The sequence below is a fragment of the Paenarthrobacter sp. NPDC089714 genome (genome assembly GCF_044748905.1).
Taxonomy (GTDB): domain Bacteria; phylum Actinomycetota; class Actinomycetes; order Actinomycetales; family Micrococcaceae; genus Arthrobacter.
Genome location: NZ_JBIVGX010000006.1, coordinates 155458 through 175629, shown reverse-complemented (window position 1 = coordinate 175629; position 20172 = coordinate 155458). Strand labels below are relative to the sequence as shown.

The 20172-nt window shown below is 63.0% G+C and carries 17 protein-coding genes; 9 read left to right on the top strand and 8 right to left on the bottom strand.

The features are described 5' to 3' along the window. Nucleotides 1-58 precede the first annotated feature (58 nt). Genes ACIPY3_RS12905 through ACIPY3_RS12895 form a run of 3 tightly spaced genes read left to right on the top strand, consistent with a single transcriptional unit; the run spans nt 59 to nt 1147 of the window. Nucleotides 59-598, top strand: coding sequence for a GNAT family N-acetyltransferase (locus tag ACIPY3_RS12905; protein WP_400334616.1), 540 nt, complete (start codon nt 59-61; stop codon nt 596-598). A 52-nt stretch (nt 599-650) separates the two neighbouring features. Continuing rightward, nucleotides 651-866 (top strand): AsnC family protein, encoded by a 216-nt coding sequence (locus ACIPY3_RS12900; RefSeq protein ID WP_397322859.1) that lies wholly within the window; start codon nt 651-653, stop codon nt 864-866. Between the two features lie 53 nt (nt 867-919). Continuing rightward, nucleotides 920-1147, top strand: coding sequence for a hypothetical protein (locus tag ACIPY3_RS12895; protein WP_400334614.1), 228 nt, complete (start codon nt 920-922; stop codon nt 1145-1147). A gap of 361 nt (nt 1148-1508) precedes the next feature. Here the strand turns inward: ACIPY3_RS12895 and glnA are convergent, their stop codons facing one another. Then, nucleotides 1509-2933 (bottom strand): type I glutamate--ammonia ligase, encoded by a 1425-nt coding sequence (gene glnA, locus ACIPY3_RS12890; RefSeq protein WP_397322857.1) that lies wholly within the window; start codon nt 2931-2933, stop codon nt 1509-1511. Between the two features lie 311 nt (nt 2934-3244). Between glnA and ACIPY3_RS12885 the strand changes: the two genes are divergently transcribed. Beyond that, nucleotides 3245-3682 carry an RDD family protein gene (locus tag ACIPY3_RS12885; RefSeq protein ID WP_400334612.1) on the top strand — a complete coding sequence of 146 codons (438 nt, stop codon included), beginning with the start codon at nt 3245-3247 and terminating at the stop codon, nt 3680-3682. Between the two features lie 74 nt (nt 3683-3756). On the opposite strand, the gene ACIPY3_RS12880 is transcribed toward ACIPY3_RS12885, so the two are convergent. Continuing rightward, nucleotides 3757-4518 carry a DUF4191 domain-containing protein gene (locus ACIPY3_RS12880; RefSeq protein WP_400334610.1) on the bottom strand — a complete coding sequence of 254 codons (762 nt, stop codon included), beginning with the start codon at nt 4516-4518 and terminating at the stop codon, nt 3757-3759. 196 nt (nt 4519-4714) lie between these two features. Between ACIPY3_RS12880 and ACIPY3_RS12875 the strand changes: the two genes are divergently transcribed. Together ACIPY3_RS12875 and ACIPY3_RS12870 are read left to right on the top strand one after the other, a co-directional pair. Beyond that, nucleotides 4715-6739, top strand: a complete 2025-nt coding sequence (locus ACIPY3_RS12875) for a CDP-glycerol glycerophosphotransferase family protein (protein WP_400334608.1) — start codon at nt 4715-4717, stop codon at nt 6737-6739. Further along, entirely contained in the window at nt 6736-8637 is a 1902-nt protein-coding gene (locus ACIPY3_RS12870; RefSeq protein WP_400334607.1) for a hypothetical protein, read from the top strand. The genes ACIPY3_RS12875 and ACIPY3_RS12870 overlap by 4 nt, the downstream gene beginning before the upstream one ends. Nucleotides 8638-8731: 94 nt before the next feature. Here ACIPY3_RS12870 and lipA read toward each other — a convergent pair whose 3' ends face one another. Together lipA and lipB are read right to left on the bottom strand one after the other, a co-directional pair. Further along, on the bottom strand, nt 8732-9739 hold the full coding sequence (lipA, locus tag ACIPY3_RS12865) for a lipoyl synthase (RefSeq protein ID WP_400334605.1): 1008 nt from the start codon (nt 9737-9739) through the stop codon (nt 8732-8734). Next, on the bottom strand, nt 9736-10404 hold the full coding sequence (gene lipB, locus ACIPY3_RS12860; protein WP_400334603.1) for a lipoyl(octanoyl) transferase LipB: 669 nt from the start codon (nt 10402-10404) through the stop codon (nt 9736-9738). The genes lipA and lipB overlap by 4 nt, the downstream gene beginning before the upstream one ends. 148 nt (nt 10405-10552) lie before the next feature. Here lipB and ACIPY3_RS12855 point away from each other — a divergent pair, with 148 nt between their 5' ends. After that, nucleotides 10553-12304, top strand: a complete 1752-nt coding sequence (locus ACIPY3_RS12855; RefSeq protein WP_400334601.1) for a serine/threonine-protein kinase — start codon at nt 10553-10555, stop codon at nt 12302-12304. Between the two features lie 17 nt (nt 12305-12321). On the opposite strand, the gene ACIPY3_RS12850 is transcribed toward ACIPY3_RS12855, so the two are convergent. Further along, a complete protein-coding gene (locus ACIPY3_RS12850) occupies nt 12322-13221 on the bottom strand; it encodes a TIGR01777 family oxidoreductase (protein ID WP_400334599.1) in 900 nt (299 codons plus the stop codon). Nucleotides 13222-13306: 85 nt separating this feature from the next. Between ACIPY3_RS12850 and ACIPY3_RS12845 the strand changes: the two genes are divergently transcribed. Next, complete coding sequence (locus tag ACIPY3_RS12845; RefSeq protein WP_400334597.1) at nt 13307-16798, top strand: S41 family peptidase; 3492 nt, start codon at nt 13307-13309, stop codon at nt 16796-16798. 102 nt (nt 16799-16900) lie between these two features. On the opposite strand, the gene ACIPY3_RS12840 is transcribed toward ACIPY3_RS12845, so the two are convergent. Next, a complete protein-coding gene (locus tag ACIPY3_RS12840; RefSeq protein WP_400334595.1) occupies nt 16901-17329 on the bottom strand; it encodes an OsmC family protein in 429 nt (142 codons plus the stop codon). 133 nt (nt 17330-17462) lie between these two features. Between ACIPY3_RS12840 and ACIPY3_RS12835 the strand changes: the two genes are divergently transcribed. Next, complete coding sequence (locus tag ACIPY3_RS12835) at nt 17463-17843, top strand: VOC family protein (RefSeq protein WP_400334593.1); 381 nt, start codon at nt 17463-17465, stop codon at nt 17841-17843. A 70-nt stretch (nt 17844-17913) separates the two neighbouring features. On the opposite strand, the gene ACIPY3_RS12830 is transcribed toward ACIPY3_RS12835, so the two are convergent. Both ACIPY3_RS12830 and sucB read right to left on the bottom strand, forming a co-directional pair. Then, complete coding sequence (locus ACIPY3_RS12830) at nt 17914-18267, bottom strand: hypothetical protein (RefSeq protein ID WP_397322838.1); 354 nt, start codon at nt 18265-18267, stop codon at nt 17914-17916. Nucleotides 18268-18396: 129 nt separating this feature from the next. Beyond that, entirely contained in the window at nt 18397-20169 is a 1773-nt protein-coding gene (sucB, locus tag ACIPY3_RS12825) for a 2-oxoglutarate dehydrogenase, E2 component, dihydrolipoamide succinyltransferase (RefSeq protein WP_400334591.1), read from the bottom strand. Between the last annotated feature and the right edge of the window lie 3 nt (nt 20170-20172).

The window sequence follows — 20172 nt, the reverse complement described above, 5'->3', positions numbered from 1 at the left end:
GACCCACCCTAGCCGGGAATCCGAACCTGTGCGCGATTATGACGCAAAGACTGGAGTTATGAGCTATAAAGATCAAAGGGGTACGAGCGTTGCGTGGCTGATTCCGCTGAAGGCAATCGATGCCGACGCCAGGGCCATTCACTTGGGCGACGTTGCGGAGCTCAGCCTGCAACCCGGTCAGCGGGAGTTCGTTGGCGACCCTCTCCGAATGATGCTCGCCGGCCTGGAGGACGCGTCGCAGTTCCCGTTTTCCATTGAGGCCAATGGTGCGGTTGTGGGCGTCTTGACGCTTCAATGTGGTGCTGCGCGGCTCGCCGGCTGGGAAGACGACGATTCGGCGTGGTTGCTGAGGGGGTTCGCGATCGATGCGGCAAGCCAGGGGCAGGGGATTGGCCGGTCGGCTGCTGCGGCGGCTGTGGAGGAAGCGCGAAAACTGACAGCCTGGCTGGATGGCGGCCAGGGCGGCGTCGTTCTTTCTGTCAACGAACGTAACCCTGCCGGCAAGGCTGCGTACGCCAGGGCCGGCTTCGTGGACAGGGGACGCTACCTCGGCGGGAGTTCAGGGCCCCAGCGCACCATGTTCAGGGCATTCGCCTGAGGACGCTCGTCAACCATGGTTGACAACGTCTGACGTCAACTATGGTTGACGGATGGAGGTGGAACGCATGAAAACCCTTGTTGGGCAGATGGACGGAATGGGGCCCGCCGAGGCACTGTACGCCGTTGCCGAATTGCAGAAGGAAGTCGGAAGGACAGAATCATCCTTGGTGCGGGCGGCCCGGCAAGCCGGCCTGTCCTGGGAAGCCATTGCTTTGTGCTTGGGAGTGTCCAAGCAAGCGGTGCATAAGAAATACGGTAAGCAGTAGCCCCGCCGCTGAACCTCTGTTCGCGGGGTCGCGTTTAGCCTAAGATTCATCCCGTGACGGTGAGGCTGGACGAGGAGGGTGCGTCCTTTTCGGATGCTGCCTGCTTCCGCTGCGCGCAGGCGGGCCCACATTGGGCTTCCCGCCATGCGGCCCCCGGGCAGTACGCCTGCAGGCGCTGTTTTGCCACTTTCCTGGACGAGGATGCCGTGCCGGGCGACGCCGGTCTTCCGGGGATGGGCGTGGCGGCTGCCCACAGCATGGGCTTGCTGGAAAACAAGTAGTCTGCAGGAAACCAAGTAGTCGTTCCGGGGCGGAAGCGAAAAGACGAGTACACGCTACTCGTGTTCCCCGTGGGCCCGCTCGGCACTATTGAGGCTATGACAGCCTATGTAGTTGAAACAGCAGCACTGATCCACCGCTGCCAATGCTGCGGTGAGGAAACCGAGAGGGTCTTTTGCGACGAGTGCGCGGCCCCCGACGAGCCCGGAAAGTCACCCCGCACCAAACACTAAGCAATCGGCCCGGGCCGTATGCGTTAACGGCGAAGGGCCGCCAACAGGAGTGTTTCCTGTTGGCGGCCCTCGGCGGTTGGAGGCCGGTCAACCTCCGGCGGGGCAAAGCATGCTCTGTCCCCGGAGTTGACTAGACGCCGTAGTAGAGCTCGAACTCGTAAGGGTTCGGGCGCAGGGACAGCGGACGGATCTCGTTCTCGTACTTGTACTCGATCCAGGTGTCGATCAGGTCCTGGGTGAAGACACCGCCGGCCTGCAGGAATTCGTTGTCCTCACGCAGGGCCTCGAGGGCTTCTTCCAGCGTGCCCGGAGCCTTGGGGATGTCCTTGGCTTCCTCGGCGGGGAGCTCGTAGAGGTCCTTGTCGATCGGGGCCGGGGGTTCAATGCGGTTGCGGATGCCGTCGATACCGGCCATCAGCTGGGCAGCGAACGCCAGGTACGGGTTGGACGAGGGGTCCGGAGCGCGGAACTCGATGCGCTTGGCCTTCGGGTTGGAACCCGTGATCGGGATGCGGATACCGGCGGAACGGTTGCCCTGCGAGTACACCATGTTGACCGGAGCTTCGAAGCCCTTGACCAAACGGCGGTAGGAGTTGACGGTCGGGTTGGTGAACGCCAGGACTGCGGAGGAGTGCTTCAGCAGGCCACCGATGTACCAGCGGGCGGTGTCGGAAAGACCGGCGTAGCCCTTCTCGTCGTAGAACAGCGGCTCTCCGTTGCTCCACAGGGACTGGTGGCAGTGCATGCCCGAACCGTTGTCGCCGAAGACGGGCTTCGGCATGAAGGTCACGGACTTGCCCCAAGCGTCAGCAGTGTTCTTGATGACGTACTTGAACTTCTGCAGGTCATCGGCAGCCGCGGTCAGGGTGGTGAACTTGTAGTTGATCTCGGCCTGGCCGGCGGAACCAACTTCGTGGTGGGAGCGCTCAACCTCAAGGCCGGCCTTGTCCAATTCGACACACATGGCGTCGCGGAGGTCAGCCTGCTTGTCGGTGGGGGAGACAGGGAAGTAGCCGCCCTTGACCGGAGTCTTGTAACCGAGGTTGCCGCCCTCTTCCTTGCGGCCGGTGTTCCAGTGCGCTTCTTCGGAATCGATCTTGTAGAAGCTGCCCTGCGGGGAGGACTCGTACTGGATGTTGTCGAAGACGAAGAACTCGGCCTCGGGAGCGAAGAACGCAGTGTCTGCGATTCCGGTCGAAGCCAGGTAAGCCTCTGCCTTCTCGGCTACACCGCGGGGATCGCGGTGGTAGGGGTCGCCCGTGCGCGGGTTGACGATGGAGAAGTTCAGGGCCAGGGTCTTCTCGATGCGGAAGGTGTCGACGAAGGCCGAGGTAACATCCGGGATGAGCTGCATGTCGGATTCGGCGATGCCCTGGAAGCCGCGGATGGAAGAACCGTCGAAGAGCTGACCGTTCACGAAGAAGTCGAGGTCAACGCTCTTGGCCGGCACGTTGAAGTGCTGCTGGACGCCCGGGAGGTCAGTGAAGCGGATATCGACGAATTTGACGTCTTCTTCTTTGATGAACTTGAGGACTTCGTCCGCAGTCTTGAACATCTATGCTCCTTATGCATATCAAGTAACAGGCCCGGAAGGCCGTGTGGTCCAGCCCAAGCCGAAGACCTGGAGACACAAAAATTTCCCCTTGCCGCGGTGGCTGGCAACTCCTATCACCTTAGGGAGACGGGATTTCCCGGGGGTGTCAGCATTGTTTCCGGCAGGTTACAGAATCATCTGTTGTGTAAACGGTAGTCGGCTTGCGGGTGTCCGGTCCATGCGCGTCCGGTGGACGAACACCGGGGCAGGCTCGGCCGGTACCTGGTCCCCCCGGGTCGGATGGGCGCACCGCCAGCAGTTAAGCTTGAAAGGTGGTTGATCGTAAAGACATTGGCTCCTGGTTGAGCGGTCCGGACACCTCCGGCATTTCCAAATACCCCGGCGAGCGGCTGGGGCTCCCTGAATCGGGGCCTGGCTCCATGGCGCGTGCAGGACGCCGCATCCTGGGCATCGTCATCGACTGGACCATTGCCTTGGTCATCAGCAACTTTGCCTTCGGCGGCAACCAGTGGGCAACCCTGGCAGTCTTCGCCGTGGAGCAGATCCTCCTCATTGGAACCCTCGGTTACAGCATCGGACACAGAATCGCGGGCATCCACGTGGTGCGCCTCTCCGGTGGGCAGCCGGGGCCGTTGGCGGCCGTCGTGAGGACGTTGCTTGTGTGCCTGGTGATCCCCGCGGTGATCTTCGATCCGGACCAGCGGGGCCTCCATGACAAGGCCATGAACACGATCCTCATCCGCATGTAGCTTCGTCCTTCCGTGCTGACAAGAATGCGCCCCGGGCCTCTTTCGAGGACCGGGGCGCATGTTTCGTTCTGCGGTCAGCGTCCGCGGGCCGCCTTGCGGTCCGGGCGCGCCTTGTAGGGATCGATGCCCTTCGGGATCGGGAGACGGTTGCCCAAGGAGTTGATGCGCTTGGAGACAGCATTGACCTCAACCTTGGTCAGTTCATTCTTCATCTTGCCCATGGTCTTGGCGAGCTGGTTCAGCGGAACCTGGCCTTCTCCGCGGCCGGACTCGAGGACATGGATGGTGACGTTGGGCAGGATCCTGCCCAGGCGCTTGCGCTCTGCGTCAGCCAAGGTCTTGACCCGGTGGCTGGGACCCTCCGTGACCAGGACGACTCCCGGGCGGCCTATGGCCATGAAAACTGCATCCTGGGTGCGTGGGTTCACGGCCACCGGCTGGTCCTGGGTGACCCAACCGCGGCGGAGCGTGCCCAAGGCAGCGCCGGAAGCTCCAGGCTGGTTTTCAATCTGTGCAAAGGCGGCCCTTTCAGCACGACGCGAAAGGATGAAGACGGCGGCGAGCAGGCCCAAGGGGATACCGATGATCAGGCCGGTAATCCAGTTTTCCAGAAGGAAGCCAACAACGAAGGCGACAGCGACCACGGCAAGGAACGCCAGCAGCATGATCAGCACAACCTGCGGATCGTTGCGCCGGGTCATTTTGAAGACCTCGGCGATCTGCTTCAGCTGGCTGGGCTTCTTGGCTTTGGCTTCCTTGGGCTTGCGCTGGAAGAGCCCACGCTTGGGTGAGTCGGCCGAAGGGGTCGATTTGTTGGAATCAGGGGAGTTCGCCATAGTGCCTTAATTCTACGTGATGTACGCCCCGGGGCCGGACCCACGATGACGGGTGATCTCCGCAACGGTTTTTTTCTTTCCCGTCACGATTCACATGGGTCCGGCACAGCATACGTGGGAGGCAATTGCCCGTGAATTGAGGAAGGAACGGGTCACCCATCACACCACGCTGATTTTCAACCCGTCTAAGGAAAAGATGTCCGAGCTGCCATCATTGCTGACCATCGTTCTTGAGGAACCCGGAACACTGGACCGGGAGTCTGCGATGTATCGAAGACTTGTGGCGGCACGTCTGCGTTTCGACGCGGAGTTCTCCATCCTGCAAGCCACCGAACCGTTGACCACGCGGTCCATCGGCCGGCTGTGCGCCGACATCACCAGCAAATACGTGGTGTTCATGCGGACATCGCACCAGGTGTCGGCAAACTATGCGGCCACCATCATCGGTTACCTGAGGACCCGTACGGTGTACTTGGCGGAACCTGTCATGTATACGGGCAGGATCGCCGGGAACATTGCGGGAACGGCGATCGACGACGCCTACCACTACGCGCGGGATACCGACATCTTTGGCTCGGTGTTCAACACCAGACGACTCGCAGACGCGCTGGAGGCGATCGGGGACGTGGACCGGGCAGGACTTTACACGAGTTACCGGCTGTATTGGTCGATCGAAAAGGTGAAACCGCTGCCCGCCGGCTATTCGGTGGCCACGGAAACCAAAGCCGCAATCGGACTTCAGTTGTCCCCGGAAGCCAAACGCCTGGTGCCTGTTATTCCCACATCATCCAAACAGCTCCGGTTGTACCTCCTACGCTTCATGGCGCTTTTCCTGCGTGGAATGCGGGCCCAAAAGGCCACCGCCGTGAGCCTCGAACACCTGCGGGAACTCGTGACGGCGCACAACATGACGGAGATGCTCGCCATGGTGGAACCTTTGCAGCCCTTCGAAGCTGCATGGATCCGCTGGCTGGCCGATCCCTGTGCCACCACGCACCTCTTCAAACAGCTCAGTGACAAGGACAGCTATCTCGTGTTCCTGCAGGACCAGCCCGTGGAGGATCCTGCCCGACTCCTGTATGAGCTGCTGTTCGGCGACGACGTCCTGGCCATCGCCAAGACCTACCTGCCGCGTACCTTGCGGCCGGGTCATGCCCGTCCGGGCAGTTACAACTTCTACCAACGTCCCATCAGCCCCCACTCCAGCATTCTCTTCTTCGACAGGCCGTTACAGGCGGACGACAACGCTGAACATCTCTACGACTACTTCCGGATCAATCACCCAGAATTCACGGAGTCCTATTTCGCCATCAACCCAAAATCCCCCGATTGGGAGCGGCTTGAGAAGAAGGGCTTCAAGCTCATCCCCATTTTCAGCACGGAGTTCTATGAGAAGTTCCTGATCTCCGATCTTGTGGTGTCTTCCCAGATCTACAACATCCGGTACCGCGGAAAGTCATTTGCCAACTCCCGGTTTGTGTACTTGCAACATGGCATCCAACTCAACGACATGTCCGATTGGGTGCTGTCCAAGTACTTTGACGTCTTCATTGCCACCGGACAGCTGGAGGCAGACTACATGGCTGGACTGGCGCCTGTTGAGACCCTCAATTCAGGCCTGCCCAGACTTGAGTCGCTGGCCCGTGAACCCCGGAATTCAGCCCACCTCCTGTTCATGCCTACGTGGCGGTTCAACCTGAACCAGGTGTCCACGGAGCAGTTCCTTCAATCACGCTACTTCCAGGCCATAGACCAAGTGCTGACCGATCCTGCGCTGCTGACCTTCCTCGATGCCACCGACCGCAGGCTCGAAGTGAAGCTCCACCCGAATGTCGAGAAACGGACGGCACACTTCCGGTTCTCCGAGCGGGTGGTGTTGTCGGAACTCAGCTACCGGGAAGCCATCAGCTCCGCTGAAATGGTGTTTACGGACTACAGCTCGGCAGTCCTTGATGCTTCATTCGTACACATCCCCATCGCGTACTACCACTGGGACCACGCCGAGTTCTTCCGCGAGCAGCCTTACGAGGGGCGGCTGGACTATGAAGAAGAAGGCTTGGGGCCGGTCTTTCATCAGCACGTGGATCTCATTGACTACCTCGTCAATGAACGGTTTGCCTCTGAGGAACCCTTGTACCGCGCGCGTCGCGACCGTTTCTTCAAGGGCGTTGACGCGGACCGGATCAACCGGAAGATCGTCGAAAGGATGCTGGCACTGTGACGTCGAAGTTCGGGGAGTTAAAGCGCAAAGCTACGGATCTGGGAAGAGCCGTTGCCTATTCGTCGACGGGCCGGGAAGTGGCGAGGTCGCTGATGGAATCGGCCCCTGAGTCGGCCGTCCGCAGGCTCATCAAGGCGAGGGGACTGGAAGCCCGGGTACGCAAAGTGGCCGCCGAGCACCTGCCGCAGGGGATCTTCTTCGCCAAGCTCACCCTCCCGGACTGGGAGGATCACCAAGGCGAACCGTTCCAGCTGCTGCAGGATGGTGAGGTGGTCTACGGCAATCTGATTGAGCCGCCGGCCCGCGGTTTCCCCCTCGAATACCGGAACATCATGGTCGGAACTGACGACTCCTCCCGGTTCAGGCTCGCCTCGGGGGGTCCCTTCGAATTGGGAATCGGCAGAGGACCCTTCACTACGCCGCAGCAAATCAAGTACGACGAGCAATATGGAGTAGAGCAACATGGCGATGCATACTACTCCGTCCGGGGAAACACCACTGATCCGAAGAGGATGCTCCTCACCTTCCCGGGCTTCGGCCCTTCCACGACGCGAATCTCCTATGCGGTGAGCTACCTCAAGGGGATCACGGACGCTGACCTGGAAGACACCCTGATGGTCTGCTTCCAGGACCGCTATTTGGCGGCCGGGTCCTACATGATGGTGGACAACGCAGGCCGGCCGCTAGGTGGCCGGATCAATGCCGCCATAGAAAAACTGCGCAGCCAATTCAACATAGACCCCGCCCGCATGCTGTTCTTTGGTGCATCCAAAGGCGCCTCGATAGCGATCCAGTACGCCAGGAACTTTCCTGCCGCCCGCTTGGTGCTGGCCGTTCCACAGATGAACCTGCCGTATTACTTCAGCAAGCCGTTCTTCAAGGACAACCTGTACAGGAACCGGGCCTTCCGCGAGGCTGAGCAGCCGGAGGACCTCCTTCGCCAGTACTTTGCGGAGGGCCGGACCATTGACTACTTCTATACGAACTCGGACGAACTCAGCAACCATTCACTGATTGAGCTCGTTCAGGACGTCCCCAATCTCACCAAGTACCGGATCGACGGCAAACACTCCGCGGTGGCAGGCACTGCCTTGCCGGCCATGCTTGGCATCATCAGGGAATTCCTGACGGCCCCGACCCAGGAGAAGTTCGTCTGCGAAGAGCTGCGGTGGTTCGACACGACCGACACCAGGCAACTCCAAGTACGGGTGGACGCCCGGGCTTCAGAGATATCACAGGCGAACTGGTTCGTGGGCGGGTGGGCCGGCAGGACGCGATTCATGCAGTTGATGACCGACCATTCCTACAAATTCGTCAAGTACACCTCCGGCGAGCAGGCGATGTTCCATCGCTACGACCCCGTGGAGCACCTCGACTCGCTCCATGCGATTGCGTCGAACGGCACGTCGTGGACGGCAACCCTGCCGGAGCAATCTGACGAACCGGGAAACACCGCCCGGCGGTTCCGCTCCAGACGCCGGGGCGAGGCATTTCAGGCGATCCCGCTTGATGTGGAGGCCAATGCGTCATCGGAATATGTGATTCTTGATGGGGACTGCCATGCACGGTTCCGGTACCGCTGTTCCCGCGCAAGCGCCGCTGGCCAGTCGATGGAGGTGCACTTCGTGCAGGACGCCGCTGCAGATGTCGTGAACGATTTCCCTCATGATCCAACCCAGCGCCCCGCCTATGTGGCAGTGGTCCAACCGGTGGACGGCTGGGAGTTGGCTCACCTCATGGCCCTGCGGCTGGTCGTGGCTGCCAACGTGCCCCGCCTGGTAGTGGTGGTGCACGGTCCAGAGGCCGACGAGGGGCTGTCCGCGCTTGGTGCCGTGGAATGGGACCAGGTAGAGGTGGTGGCGTGGTCCTCTGAGGAGGCTCCGGTACCGGTCCGTTGACGAGAAACAGCCTATACACGAAAAGCAGGCTGCACTGGCACTCAGTGGTGCCAGCGCAGCCTGCTTCGTGGCTTAAGGGAACAGCCCGTGGTCGTTAGCGTTGTGCGGCGAGGAGGGTGGAGGCTTCCTGGCGGGTGGTGCCGGAGGATTCGATGTGGGCGAGGGCTTCGGGGATGTCCCAGCCCTTTTTGCGCATCGCGGTGGCCCAGAGCCGGCCGGCCCGGTAGGAGGAGCGGACCAGGGGCCCGGACATGACCCCGAGGAAGCCGATCTCTTCGGCCTCGTGCTGGAGGTCCACGAATTCCTGGGGCTTGACCCACCGGTCCACGGGCAGGTGCCGCTCGGACGGGCGCAGGTACTGGGTGATCGTGATCAGGTCACACCCGGCAGCGTGCAGGTCCCGGAGCGCTTCGGAGATCTCTTCCCGGGTCTCGCCCATGCCCAGGATCAGGTTGGACTTGGTCACCATGCCCAGGTCCCTGCCCTGGGTGATGACATCCAGGGACCGCTCGTACCGGAACGCGGGACGGATCCGCTTGAAGATGCGCGGCACGGTCTCGACGTTGTGCGCGAACACCTCGGGCTTTGAATCGCAGATCGCTTGGATGTGTTCGGGTTTGCCGGAAAAATCCGGGATCAGCAACTCCACCCCGGTGCCGGGGTTCAGTTCATGGATCTTGCGGACCGTTTCGGCGTACAGCCACACGCCCTCGTCTTCGAGGTCGTCACGGGCCACCCCGGTCACGGTGGCGTACCGCAGCTGCATGGCCTGCACGGACCGGGCCACCTTGGTGGGTTCGAACCGGTCCAGCGGGGAGGGCTTGCCGGTATCGATCTGGCAGAAATCACAGCGCCGCGTGCACTCGGACCCGCCGATCAGGAACGTCGCTTCCTTGTCTTCCCAGCACTCGAAAATGTTCGGGCACCCGGCCTCCTCACACACCGTGTGCAGGCCTTCCTTCTTCACCAGGTTCTTCAACCCCACGAACTCCGGCCCCATCTGGACCTTCGCCTTGATCCACTCAGGCTTACGCTCAACAGGGACTGCAGAATTACGCTGCTCGATACGCAGCATCTTGCGGCCTTCAGGTGCCAGGGTCACTGGAGTGCTCCTTCTGGGGTGGAAACGAGTGCTTCTTCGTGCTTGCGGAACTCTTCCACAAAGCGGTCAACGATGTCTTCCGGGGTGATGGTCCGGCCAGTCTCCAGCGACATGGTGGTAACGCTGGCATCGGTGATGCCGCAGGCGATGATCTGCGCGTAGGGCGCCAGGTCGTTGCTGCAGTTGATGGCCACACCGTGCATGGTGACGCCATCGAGGACGCGGATGCCGATTGCGGCAATCTTGCGGTCCGGGCCCTTGTCATCTGCCAGCACCCAGACGCCCGCACGGCCTTTGACGGTGACGGCTTTGATCCCGTAGTCCAGCATCACGGCGATCATGGTGGCCTCGAGCCGCTCCACGTAATCCCGGATTCCCGAACGGTTCTTGAGCTTGAGGATAGGGTAGGCAATCAGTTGTCCGGGGCCATGCCACGTCAGTTTGCCACCGCGGTCAACGGGTACCACGGGGGTTCCGTCGAAGGGGCGTTCGTGGTCTTCCGTGAGCTTGCCTGCCGTATAAACGGCTGCATGCTCGAGAAGCAGGACGGTGCTGTTCTTCTCGCCGGCAACAACCTTGTTGTGGATCTCGCGTTGAAGGTCCCAGCCCTGCATGTAATCAACGAAATCCGGGGCAAGACCCAGTTGTGAAAACTCAAGAGTCATGCGTTCAAGCTTAGACCCAGCAGGACGTTGCCCATGCTTTTGTGGTGAACCTCTCAGTCGCATCCGGGAGGCTGCTCCGATATCACTGCAGAAGGCGGGCCTGTGGATAACTTCTGCAGCGAAAGCCGACTTCGGGTAGACCTTTGACATGGACACTCTGGACTCCGGCGCCCTATTGCCTCCCGTCATGTCAGGCTACACACCCGAACGGATCCTTGGGCAGGGCGGATCGGCGTCCGTCTGGCTGGCCACCAGGGATGCAGACGGCGCCCGGTTTGCCATCAAGATTGTCAAGAATTCAGAGGTTCCTGATGATTTGATGCATCCGCATGGCGCCGCCCACGCCATCCTTCGTGAGGCAAACATACTCACACTCGCCAGGCACGAGCACCTGCTTCCCTTTCACGACGTGGTGCCTGCCGAGATGGAGGGCCGGAACTGCTGGGGTCTGGTGATGGAATATGCCGCCGGGGGTTCACTCGCGAACCTTGTCCGGGGGCGTCGTTGTTTGACTGTTGGCGAAGCTGTCACTGTGCTGACACCCTTGGCCCAGGCGTTGGCGTTCCTGCATGGCCAGGGGATCGTGCACGGCGACATCTCCCCGGGAAATGTCCTGTTCACGGCCCATGGGAAGCCCTTGGTTGCCGACCTTGGGATGGCCGGGCTGCTGGGCGAGCTGCAGGAAGCCAAAGACGCGGGCACACCGGGTTTCATCAACGGCGATTCGGTGCCCTCCGCAAGCGGTGGCGGGCGGAATGCGGAAGAGGCTGCGGACCTTGACTTTGCTGGTGATGTCTTCGCGCTGGCGGCGTTGGGGTGGTATTGCCTCACGGGCGCTGCCCCGGAGCCCGCAAAGAGCCGTCCGCCGCTTTCCCTTCTGGTTCCCGACGTACCCAAAGGACTGGTGGGTGCCCTGGAAGCCGGCCTGGCCCCGGACCCACATACCCGGCCGAACGCAAAGGAGTTCGGTTCGGCCATTTACCGCAGTGCTGCGCCGGAACCCGTGGACCTGGTCGGTTCGGTGCACGAATCCGTCATACCGGAGCTCCTGACGAGGCGTCCAGACGATGCCCTCTCGACCAAACGACGCACCCTTCGGCGGTTCTTCAAGGCTCCGTGCACGTCGTGGGCTGAACGCACTCCCACAAGCAGCACCACCCGTCGCACGAAGGCCGGGTTGACGTTCAGCAGAATGATGCCGCTCCCGTCCGACCGTCCCGCAACGCCGTACCGGACGGCGAGGGGACCGGGCGCGAGCCGGGCCGACCGGTCGCCGTCGAACGCGGAATCGTCCCGACCCAACCACCGTCGGTCCGGAAAACGGCGCGGAACGAGGGCCACCGCGCTGGTTTTGGGTGGTTGCCTGGTGGGCCTGCTGGCGTGGATCGCCTGGACCGGCACTGGATACCCGTCACAGCCGGGGGAGCCCTCCGGGTCCGCGGTGCCACAGCCGGATGATCGCCGCGGGAGCCGGACAGATATCCTCCCAGCCATGGCCCAGGCACTTGGCTCCAGCGATCCGGCAGTGGCCGTTCCAGCCCTTTCCGCGGTCCGTGACCAGGCCTTGGCTGAGGGGCGCCGGGAGTTGCTTGGGCTGGTGAATGCACCAGGGTCACCCGCCGAACAAGCTGATCTGGTCCTTGCACAGCAGTTGGAACCACAGGGGATCCGTTTCGTCGGCCTGAGGACAGTCCTGACCGGCGCGGCCGTGGATACTTTGCAGGCAGACCATGCCGTCGTCTCGTTGGCAGCGGTTTTGTCCGGTTACGAGGAACAGGATGCGCAGGGAAAAGTCATCCGCTGGCAGCCGCCAGGGCAGCCGCAGCAACTGCGCCTGGTCCTTTCCAAGGTGGACGGCCAATGGCGGATTTCGGAGATTTTGGCGCCGGAGCCGGGATGAGCCCCAGGAACGTGCACTCAACGTTTGGCTTCGGCCACCAGCCAGGGCATGGCCTCACTCAGGCTGGGATGCTTCCACTGAAATCCCGCTCCGGCCAGCCTGCCGGGATCCATGGCCTGATTTGCCAGGATCAGTTCATCAGCCAGGCCGCCCAGAACCATTCGGAGTGCCGGTCCGGGCACCCGAAGAAGCGCCGGGCGGTGAAAGGCCCCTGCGAGGCGGGAAACGATGGTGTTGACGTCCGCCAACCCCGGTGCGCACACATTGACCGGTCCCTCGAGTTCGGCAGTGATGAGGAAAGCAAGGGCAGCAGCTTCATCTGCCAGGGTGATCCAAGGCCAGTACTGGCGTCCGTTTCCGAAGGGCCCACCCAGTCCTGCCCTAAGCAGGGGCAGCAAAGGCCCCAAAGCTCCGCCGGAAGGACTGAGGATGACTCCCGTGCGGGGTGTGACCACCCTGACGGAATCGGGAGCCTTCCGGGCTTCTGCCTCCCATTGCACGCACAATGGTGCCAGGACGCCGGTGCCGGGAGCCGAGTCTTCCGTGAGTACTTGGTCCCTGGAAGCGCCGTAGTAGCCGGACGCCGATTGGCTGATGAAGGCCCGGGGAGGGCGGCCCACCCGACCCATGGCCGCTGCAAGGGTCCGTGTCGGCAGGATCCGGGAGTCATGGAGCGCCTTGATCCGGGCGCGGGTCCACGGCCGGTCCCCGATGCCTGCCCCCGAAAGGTTGACGACCGCATCCGCTCCGTCCAACACCGATTCATCGAGGATTCCAGCCGACGGATCCCACGAATGCTCCTCGGGGGCGCGCGGTGGACGGCGCACCAGCTTGACCACGTCGTGGCCGCTCGCCAGGAGCAGCGTAGTGAGGGCGGTTCCAATCATTCCGGAGGCTCCGGACATCACGATTCGCATGACCCATCTCACCATGCGGCGCCGCGGCCCGGAAACACCGTCCAAAGGGCAAAGGCCAGCTCAACCATCTGGCTATGATCGAACAATGACCTCCTCCAGCTACCTCCGTTTCCCGCATGTCCACGGTGACCTTGTTACTTTCGTGGCTGAAGACGATATCTGGATCGCCCCCGTGGCGGGCGGCCGCGCCTGGCGGGTTTCGTCCCAGCAGTTGCCAGCCAGGAATCCCCGCTTCACGCCGGACGGCAAGCGGCTCGTGTGGACTGCCGTCGTGGGTACCTCACCCGAAGTGGTGACAGCGGAGACCGACGGCGGTGGTTACAAGCAACTGAGCTACTTTGGCCACAGCACAACGAAGGTCCGGGGTTTCACCCCGGCAGGAAACATCGTGGTCACCAGCGCTTTCCAGCAGTCCGAAAGCCGGCACACGCATGCCTACAGCCTGCCGCTGGACGGTGGAGCCGCCGTCGCCTTGCCATTCGGGCCGGTGGAAGCAGTGGCGTTCGGCCCTGAAATCGGCGACGAGAAGCCGGTGGTGCTGGCCAGTGTGCTGTCCCGGGAACCGGCATGGTGGAAGAGGTACAGGGGCGGCACGGCCGGAAAGTTGTGGATCGACGCAGACGGCAACGGCGAGTATGAACGGCTGCTTCCGTCGGTTGAGGGCAACCTGACGGATCCGTTGTGGATCCAGGGACGCATTGCCTTCCTCTCGGACCACGAGGGTTACGGAAACCTCTATTCGGTCCTGCCGGATGGTTCGGGTCTTCGGAGGCATACTGACCACGAGGACTTCTACGTGCGGCACGCGAGCACGGATGGTGAGCGGGTCATCTTTGAGTCCGCCGGCGAACTGTGGCTCCTGCCGTCACTGGATCCGGACGCCGTTGCCCGCAAGCTCGACATCACCCTGGGTTCAGCCTCGCCCGCACGTCGTCCGGCACCTTTGAAGGTTGCCGCGCACCTCGGCGACGTCTTCCCGAACGAAGCGGGAACTGCCAGCGCCGTGGAGTCGCACGGTACTGTCCACTGGATCCGCCACAAGGATGGCCCGTCCCGCGTGGTGGAAGCTGCTCCAGGGGTACGGGCCCGGTTGCCGAGGCCGTTGACCGACGGGAGGATTGCCTACGTGGCTGACCACGGTGGCGTGGAGGCCGTGTACATCAAGCGAATTGCCGCCCGGATGGTGCCCGCCGTCCCGGCGCAAACTCCCCAGTCCACGGAAGCGCCTGCTGGGCCAACCGGAGAAGCGGATCCCCTGCCCAAACCGGTTTCCGCCTCGAACATCGTGGGCCACGGGCACCAGCCGCCAGCCGCCGTTGCGCAGGCTCCCGTTGAGGCCCATGCGGGCGAGCCTTCGCCTGACACGGCCGCCGGGGTTGAAGAGCCAGTGCCGGCACACAGGACTCCGGAGTCCGAAACCGTCCGCGTGGATTTCCCCGCGCCTACGCGTGCCAGTGCCCTGGAAGCCAGCCCCGATGGCCGCTGGCTGGCCATTGGAACCTCTTTTGGCGACGTCTTTGTGGCAGACACCGTTTCCGGCGCGCTGAAGTCCCTCGTGAGCCTTGGGGAAGGCAGCGTGGAGCAGTTCACCTGGTCCGTGGATTCGCAGTGGCTCGCCTGGTCCGAGCCCGTCACGTCCTTCGGTTCCCGGAGCAAGCTGCGGTTGGCCAGGCCCGCCAAAGATGAGGCCCACGTCATCGACGCCACCGACGGCCGTTTCTGCGACGAATCACCGCGGTTCACCCCGGACGGAAAATTCCTCGCGTTCCTCTCCAACAGAAGCTTCGACCCCGTCTACGACGGCCACTCCTTCGACCTGTCGTTCCCGAGCCCCATCAAGCCCTACCTGGTTGCCCTCGCTGCCGACACTCCATCGCCCTTCGGGCCCTCCGTTGACACCTTGGGTGAGGACACGGCTACTGCCGAGAAGTCCGATGACGGCGGCACTCCCGTCACGCGCGTGGATGCGGAGAACCTGGCCCAGCGCGTCATCGCGGTCCCCGTGCCGCAGGGAAACTACTCCGAGCTCACGGCGGCAGACGGGGCGCTCCTCTGGCTCGATACTGAGCTGTCCGGTGTGACCGGCGAAGGCAAAGGAACGCTGCAGGACAAAAAGGTTGCTCCGTCCCTGGTCCGTTACGACCTGGCCAAGCGCTCGCAGAGCACCCTGGTCAAGGCCGTTGACCGCTACCGCTTGTCCGCGGACCTCAAACGCGTTGTGTACGTCTTGGAGCAGCAGGTCACCTCGGTACCTTCAGATGCCAAGGTCGATGAGGAATCCGGGGAACTGGTCAAGGTGGAACTGAACCGGATCAGGGTGGTCCTTGACCCCGTTGCGGCGTGGGGACAGGCCTTCGAGGAAGCGTGGCGGTTGCAGCGTGACTTCTTCTGGGCCTCCGATATGGCAGGGCAGGACTGGCAGTCGGTCTACAACCGTTACCGGCCCATCGTGGACCGCCTGGGATCACATGACGATCTGGTGGATCTGTTGTGGGAAATCCATGGCGAACTGGGTACGTCGCACGCCTACGTGCGGCCGGCCCCGGACAACGAGCCCGGAAGGAACGGCCAAGGCCGCTTGGGAGCCGAGTTCCAGCTGGGCGACGAGGGCTGGGAAATCTCTGCCATCCTCGCCGGCGAATCTTCCGATCCGCTCGCCACATCCCCGTTGACGCGTCCCGGAGCGGACGCGAAGGTGGGCGACGTCCTGTTGGCGATTGACGGCGTCGAACTTTCCGCTGCGCTGACTCCAGCCATGCAGTTGGTGGGCGCGGCGGGCCGAACCGTGGAATTGACCTTGCTCAACGGCGACGGGCACGGAGAAGCCGCTGGAGTTCAGCGCAGGGTGGCCGTGGTGCCCATCCGTGACGAGGAACGGCTGCGCTACCAGGACTGGGTCCGCGGAAACCGCCGCACTGTCCGCGAAGCGTCCGGAGGGACGTTCGGATACCTCCATATTCCGGACATGATGGCCAACGGCTGGGCTCAACTCCACCGGGACCTGGACACGGAAACGGCCTTGGACGGGTTGATCGTGGATGTCCGGCGCAACCGCGGTGGCCACACGTCCCAACTGGTGGCGGAGCTCATTGGCAGAAAAGTCACCGGGTGGAGCATGCCCCGCGGCGAGAAGCCCAGGACGTACCCGCACCACGCCCCGCGTGGCCCCGTGGTGATCCTTGCCGATGAGTTCGCAGGATCGGATGGAGACATCATCACGCAGGTCTCCAAGCTCAGGGGAATCGGCCCGGTCATCGGGACCAGGACCTGGGGCGGCGTGGTGGGCATCGACAACCGCTTCGCCCTGGCAGATGGCACCGGGGTGACGCAACCCCGCTATGCCACGTGGTTCGGCGGCGGCATCGGTTGGGACGTCGAGAACCGTGGCGTGGATCCGGACATCGAAGTGCTGTTCCCGCCCCACGCCTACGCCGCCGGCACGGATCCCCAGCTGGAGTACGGCATCGGGGCGCTCAAGGAAATGATCCAGGAGCTCCCAACGGACCGCCCCCCGCTCCGGGAAGGTTACCGCAGCGTCCGTCCAGGCCCCTTGCCTTCACGGCCGCAGGCTACCTGAAGGCCCGTCTGCAGGCAGTCGTCACAGTAGCGGCGTAGAAAGGCCCCGCACCAGTACTGGAAACCAGTGGTGGTGCGGGGCCTTTCAGGTAATGCGCAGTGACTACGCCTGAAGCGTTGCATCCAGGGTGATGTCGATGCTGGCGAGGGCGCCCGACACAGGGCAACCGGTCTTGGCTTCTTCGGAGATCCGGCGGAAGTCCTCCTCCGAGATGCCCGGGATTCTTGCGGTGAGAGTCAGGTGGCTGCCCGTGATGCCGGTGCCGGGAACAAAGGTGACATCAGCCTTGGTGTTGACTTCCTCCGGGGTGAAGCCGGCCCCTGCCAGGGCGTGGCTGAAGGCCATGGAGAAGCATGCGGAGTGGGCTGCAGCGATCAGTTCCTCGGGGCTGGTCTTGCCGCCGGACTGCTCGGTACGGGCCTTCCACGTGACATCGAACGTGCCGAGGCCCGAGCTGTCCAGCGTCGTGTTGCCGGAACCCTCGATCAGGTTGCCGTTCCAAACCGTGTGTGCGGTGCGTACTGCTGCCATTTCCACTCCTTGGGGTAGTTGTGTATCGGCGGCCGGCGCCGGCCGGCTGCCACCGTGTCAATCCTAGGGACTCGCTGACGGCCACGCGCGGCCATTCCGCTGTTAGTGGATTGTGACACCTAGACTGGGCGGCATGGACAACCAGGAACACCCCGCAGACGCTCGCCGGGGACCGCGAATTGCCTCGCTCACCATCAACAGCAATGATCCCGACGGCCTCGCCGGATTCTGGTCGGAACTGCTGGGCTTGCCGGTGTCCGTCCAGCATGAGGGTTTCATCTGGTTGGAACCCGCCGGTCCCGGCGTGCCACAGTTGGCCTTCCAGCAGGTGGACCACCCCACGGAAGGGAGGCGGCGCCTTCACCTGGACCTGCATGACGACGACGCTGCGGCCTTGCGTGCGAAGGCGGAGAGGCTCGGGGCGGTCTTTGTCGAGGGGCATGACATTGGTGACTTCCATTGGGACGTCATGCTGGACCCCGAAGGCAACGAGTTCTGCATCGCACAGGACTGAACCTTCGCCCCACGAAAAACCGCCCTGCGTCAGACGCAGGGCGGTTTTCCAATGGAGTGCGGGAGTGGATTCAGTTCCAAAGCGTGGCGATGGCAATGTTGACCAACGCCAAACCGCCCACACCGTGTGCAAGGCCAGTGGAAACGGCTTCGCCCTTCTTGACTTTGCGGGATCCGATCACGGCAAGGACGGCCACGGCCACACCGATGGCGAACTTGATGCCGAGCTTGAAGTAGTTGGGGTCTGCGTCGGGCATCAGGGGAAGAACACCCATCATGGCGATGCCCGTGAGCAGCTGCAGGAAGGCGCCGTCACGCTGGCGCGGGTGCACCGTGGGTTCCTTGATGGTGGCGATCCAGTAGCCCACAATCATGGCTGCGCCGACGATGTGCAAGAACACCAGGATGCTGAAGAGAATACTCATGGACACAGCTTATCCAGTTGTTTCTACGTGTCGTAGCAAAGGCGCGCACACAAGACGAAAGGCGGGGAAGGATTCCGGCATTTTCCGGAATCCTTCCCCGCCTTTATCAGCAGAGGCTGCTTGAAGAACCTAGAGACCCAGGTCCGCTTCGAAGGCGCCCTCTTCAAGGCGGGCCTTGAGCGTCTGCAGGAAGCGTCCGGCGTCCGCGCCGTCCACCAAACGGTGGTCGTACGTCAGCGACAGGTACATCATGGAGCGGATCGCGATGGAATCGTCGCCGTTTTCGTCTGCAACAACCACGGCGCGCTTGACGATCGCGCCGGTGCCCAGGATGCCCACCTGCGGCTGGTTGATGATCGGGGTGTCGAACAGGGCGCCGACGGATCCAATGTTGGTGATGCTGAACGTACCGCCGGAGAGCTCGTCCGGGCCGATCTTGCCGTCGCGTGTGCGGCCAGCCACGTCGGCGATCTTGCCGGCAAGGCCGGCAAGGTTGAGGTTGCCGGCGTCGGAGATGACCGGAACCAACAGTCCCTTGTCGGTGTCCACGGCAATCGCCAGGTGTTCGGCGTTGTGGTAGGTGATTTCCTGCTTGGACTCGTCGTAGGCAGCGTTCAGCTTGGGGTGCTGCTTGAGTGCCTCGGCAACAGCCTTGGCGATGAACGGCAGGAAGGTCAGCTTGACGCCGTTCTGGGCCTGGAAATTGTTCTTGGCCTTGAGGCGGAGCTTGGCGATCTTGGTCATGTCCACTTCGTGCACCTGCGTGAGCTGCGTGGAGACCTCAAGGGATTCGCGCATGCGGCGGGCGATGACCTGACGGATACGGGGCGCCTTTTCCGTGGTTCCACGGAGCGAGGAAGCAACTACGGGTGCGGCTGCCTTGGCGGCAGGAGCAGCTGCCGGAGCCGGAGCTGCGGCAGCCTTCTTGGCCTCGGCCGCAGCAAGGACATCCTGCTTGCGGATGCGGCCGCCAACACCGGTGCCCGATACAGCGGAGATGTCCACTCCGTGCTGGTTGGCGAGTTTGCGGACCAAGGGAGTGACGTAGCCGGACTCGGAGGAACCGGTGGTCTCCGCGGGAGCCGCCGCCGGGGCAGCGGGCGCCGGTGCTGCGGCGGGAGCGGGTGCTGCGGCGGGTGCGGGTGCTGCGGCGGGTGCGGGTGCTGCGGCGGGTGCGGGTGCTGCGGCGGGTGCGGGTGCTGCGGCGGGAGCGGGTGCTGCGGCGGGAGCGGGTGCTTCCGCTGCGGGTGCGGCCGGTGCCGGTGCTGCAGCCGGAGCAGCTGCGCCGGATCCGATCACGGCAAGGACAGAGCCAACTTCGGCGGTCTCGTCTTCGCTGACCCGGATTTCCTGCAGGGTTCCGGCCACCGGAGAGGGGATCTCGGTGTCAACCTTGTCCGTGGAGACCTCGAGCAGCGGCTCATCTACCTCGACGGTGTCGCCGATCGCCTTGAGCCAACGCGTCACGGTACCCTCGGTAACGCTCTCGCCAAGCGCGGGCAGGGTTACTTCGTGGCCTTCGCCGCCCGAAGCGGCCGGAGCTTCTGCAGCGGGGGCTGCAGGAGCCTCAGCAGCGGGGGCTTCCTGTGCCGGTGCAGCCTGCTCGGCGGGAGCCTCGGCAGCCGGAGCAGGTGCTTCTTCGTCGGCCGGAGCGGCGGAGCCGGAACCATCGCCGATGCGAACCAGGGGAGCGCCAACTTCAGCGGTCTCGTCTTCGGCGACGAGGATTTCTTCGATGACGCCTGCGATCGGAGAAGGGATTTCGGTGTCTACTTTGTCGGTGGAAACCTCGAGCAACGGCTCGTCGATCTCTACCCGGTCACCAACCTGCTTGAGCCAGCGGGTGACGGTTCCTTCGGTGACACTCTCACCGAGGGCGGGCAAGTTAACGGATTCAGACATGTC

Excerpts from the sequence above, each read along its gene's own strand:
- lipB (WP_400334603.1), bottom strand. The coding sequence starts at position 10,404 with ATGACTCTTGAGTTTTCACAACTGGGTCTTGCCCCGGATTTCGTTGAT.
- ACIPY3_RS12840 (WP_400334595.1), bottom strand. The coding sequence starts at position 17,329 with ATGGCAGCAGTACGCACCGCACACACGGTTTGGAACGGCAACCTGATC.
- ACIPY3_RS12900 (WP_397322859.1), top strand. The coding sequence starts at position 651 with ATGGAGGTGGAACGCATGAAAACCCTTGTTGGGCAGATGGACGGAATG.
- ACIPY3_RS12905 (WP_400334616.1), top strand. The coding sequence starts at position 59 with ATGAGCTATAAAGATCAAAGGGGTACGAGCGTTGCGTGGCTGATTCCG.
- ACIPY3_RS12850 (WP_400334599.1), bottom strand. The coding sequence starts at position 13,221 with ATGCGAATCGTGATGTCCGGAGCCTCCGGAATGATTGGAACCGCCCTC.
- ACIPY3_RS12880 (WP_400334610.1), bottom strand. The coding sequence starts at position 4,518 with ATGGCGAACTCCCCTGATTCCAACAAATCGACCCCTTCGGCCGACTCA.
- ACIPY3_RS12830 (WP_397322838.1), bottom strand. The coding sequence starts at position 18,267 with ATGAGTATTCTCTTCAGCATCCTGGTGTTCTTGCACATCGTCGGCGCA.
- sucB (WP_400334591.1), bottom strand. The coding sequence starts at position 20,169 with ATGTCTGAATCCGTTAACTTGCCCGCCCTCGGTGAGAGTGTCACCGAA.
- ACIPY3_RS12855 (WP_400334601.1), top strand. The coding sequence starts at position 10,553 with ATGGACACTCTGGACTCCGGCGCCCTATTGCCTCCCGTCATGTCAGGC.
- ACIPY3_RS12875 (WP_400334608.1), top strand. The coding sequence starts at position 4,715 with ATGTCCGAGCTGCCATCATTGCTGACCATCGTTCTTGAGGAACCCGGA.
- ACIPY3_RS12835 (WP_400334593.1), top strand. The coding sequence starts at position 17,463 with ATGGACAACCAGGAACACCCCGCAGACGCTCGCCGGGGACCGCGAATT.
- ACIPY3_RS12845 (WP_400334597.1), top strand. The coding sequence starts at position 13,307 with ATGACCTCCTCCAGCTACCTCCGTTTCCCGCATGTCCACGGTGACCTT.
- glnA (WP_397322857.1), bottom strand. The coding sequence starts at position 2,933 with ATGTTCAAGACTGCGGACGAAGTCCTCAAGTTCATCAAAGAAGAAGAC.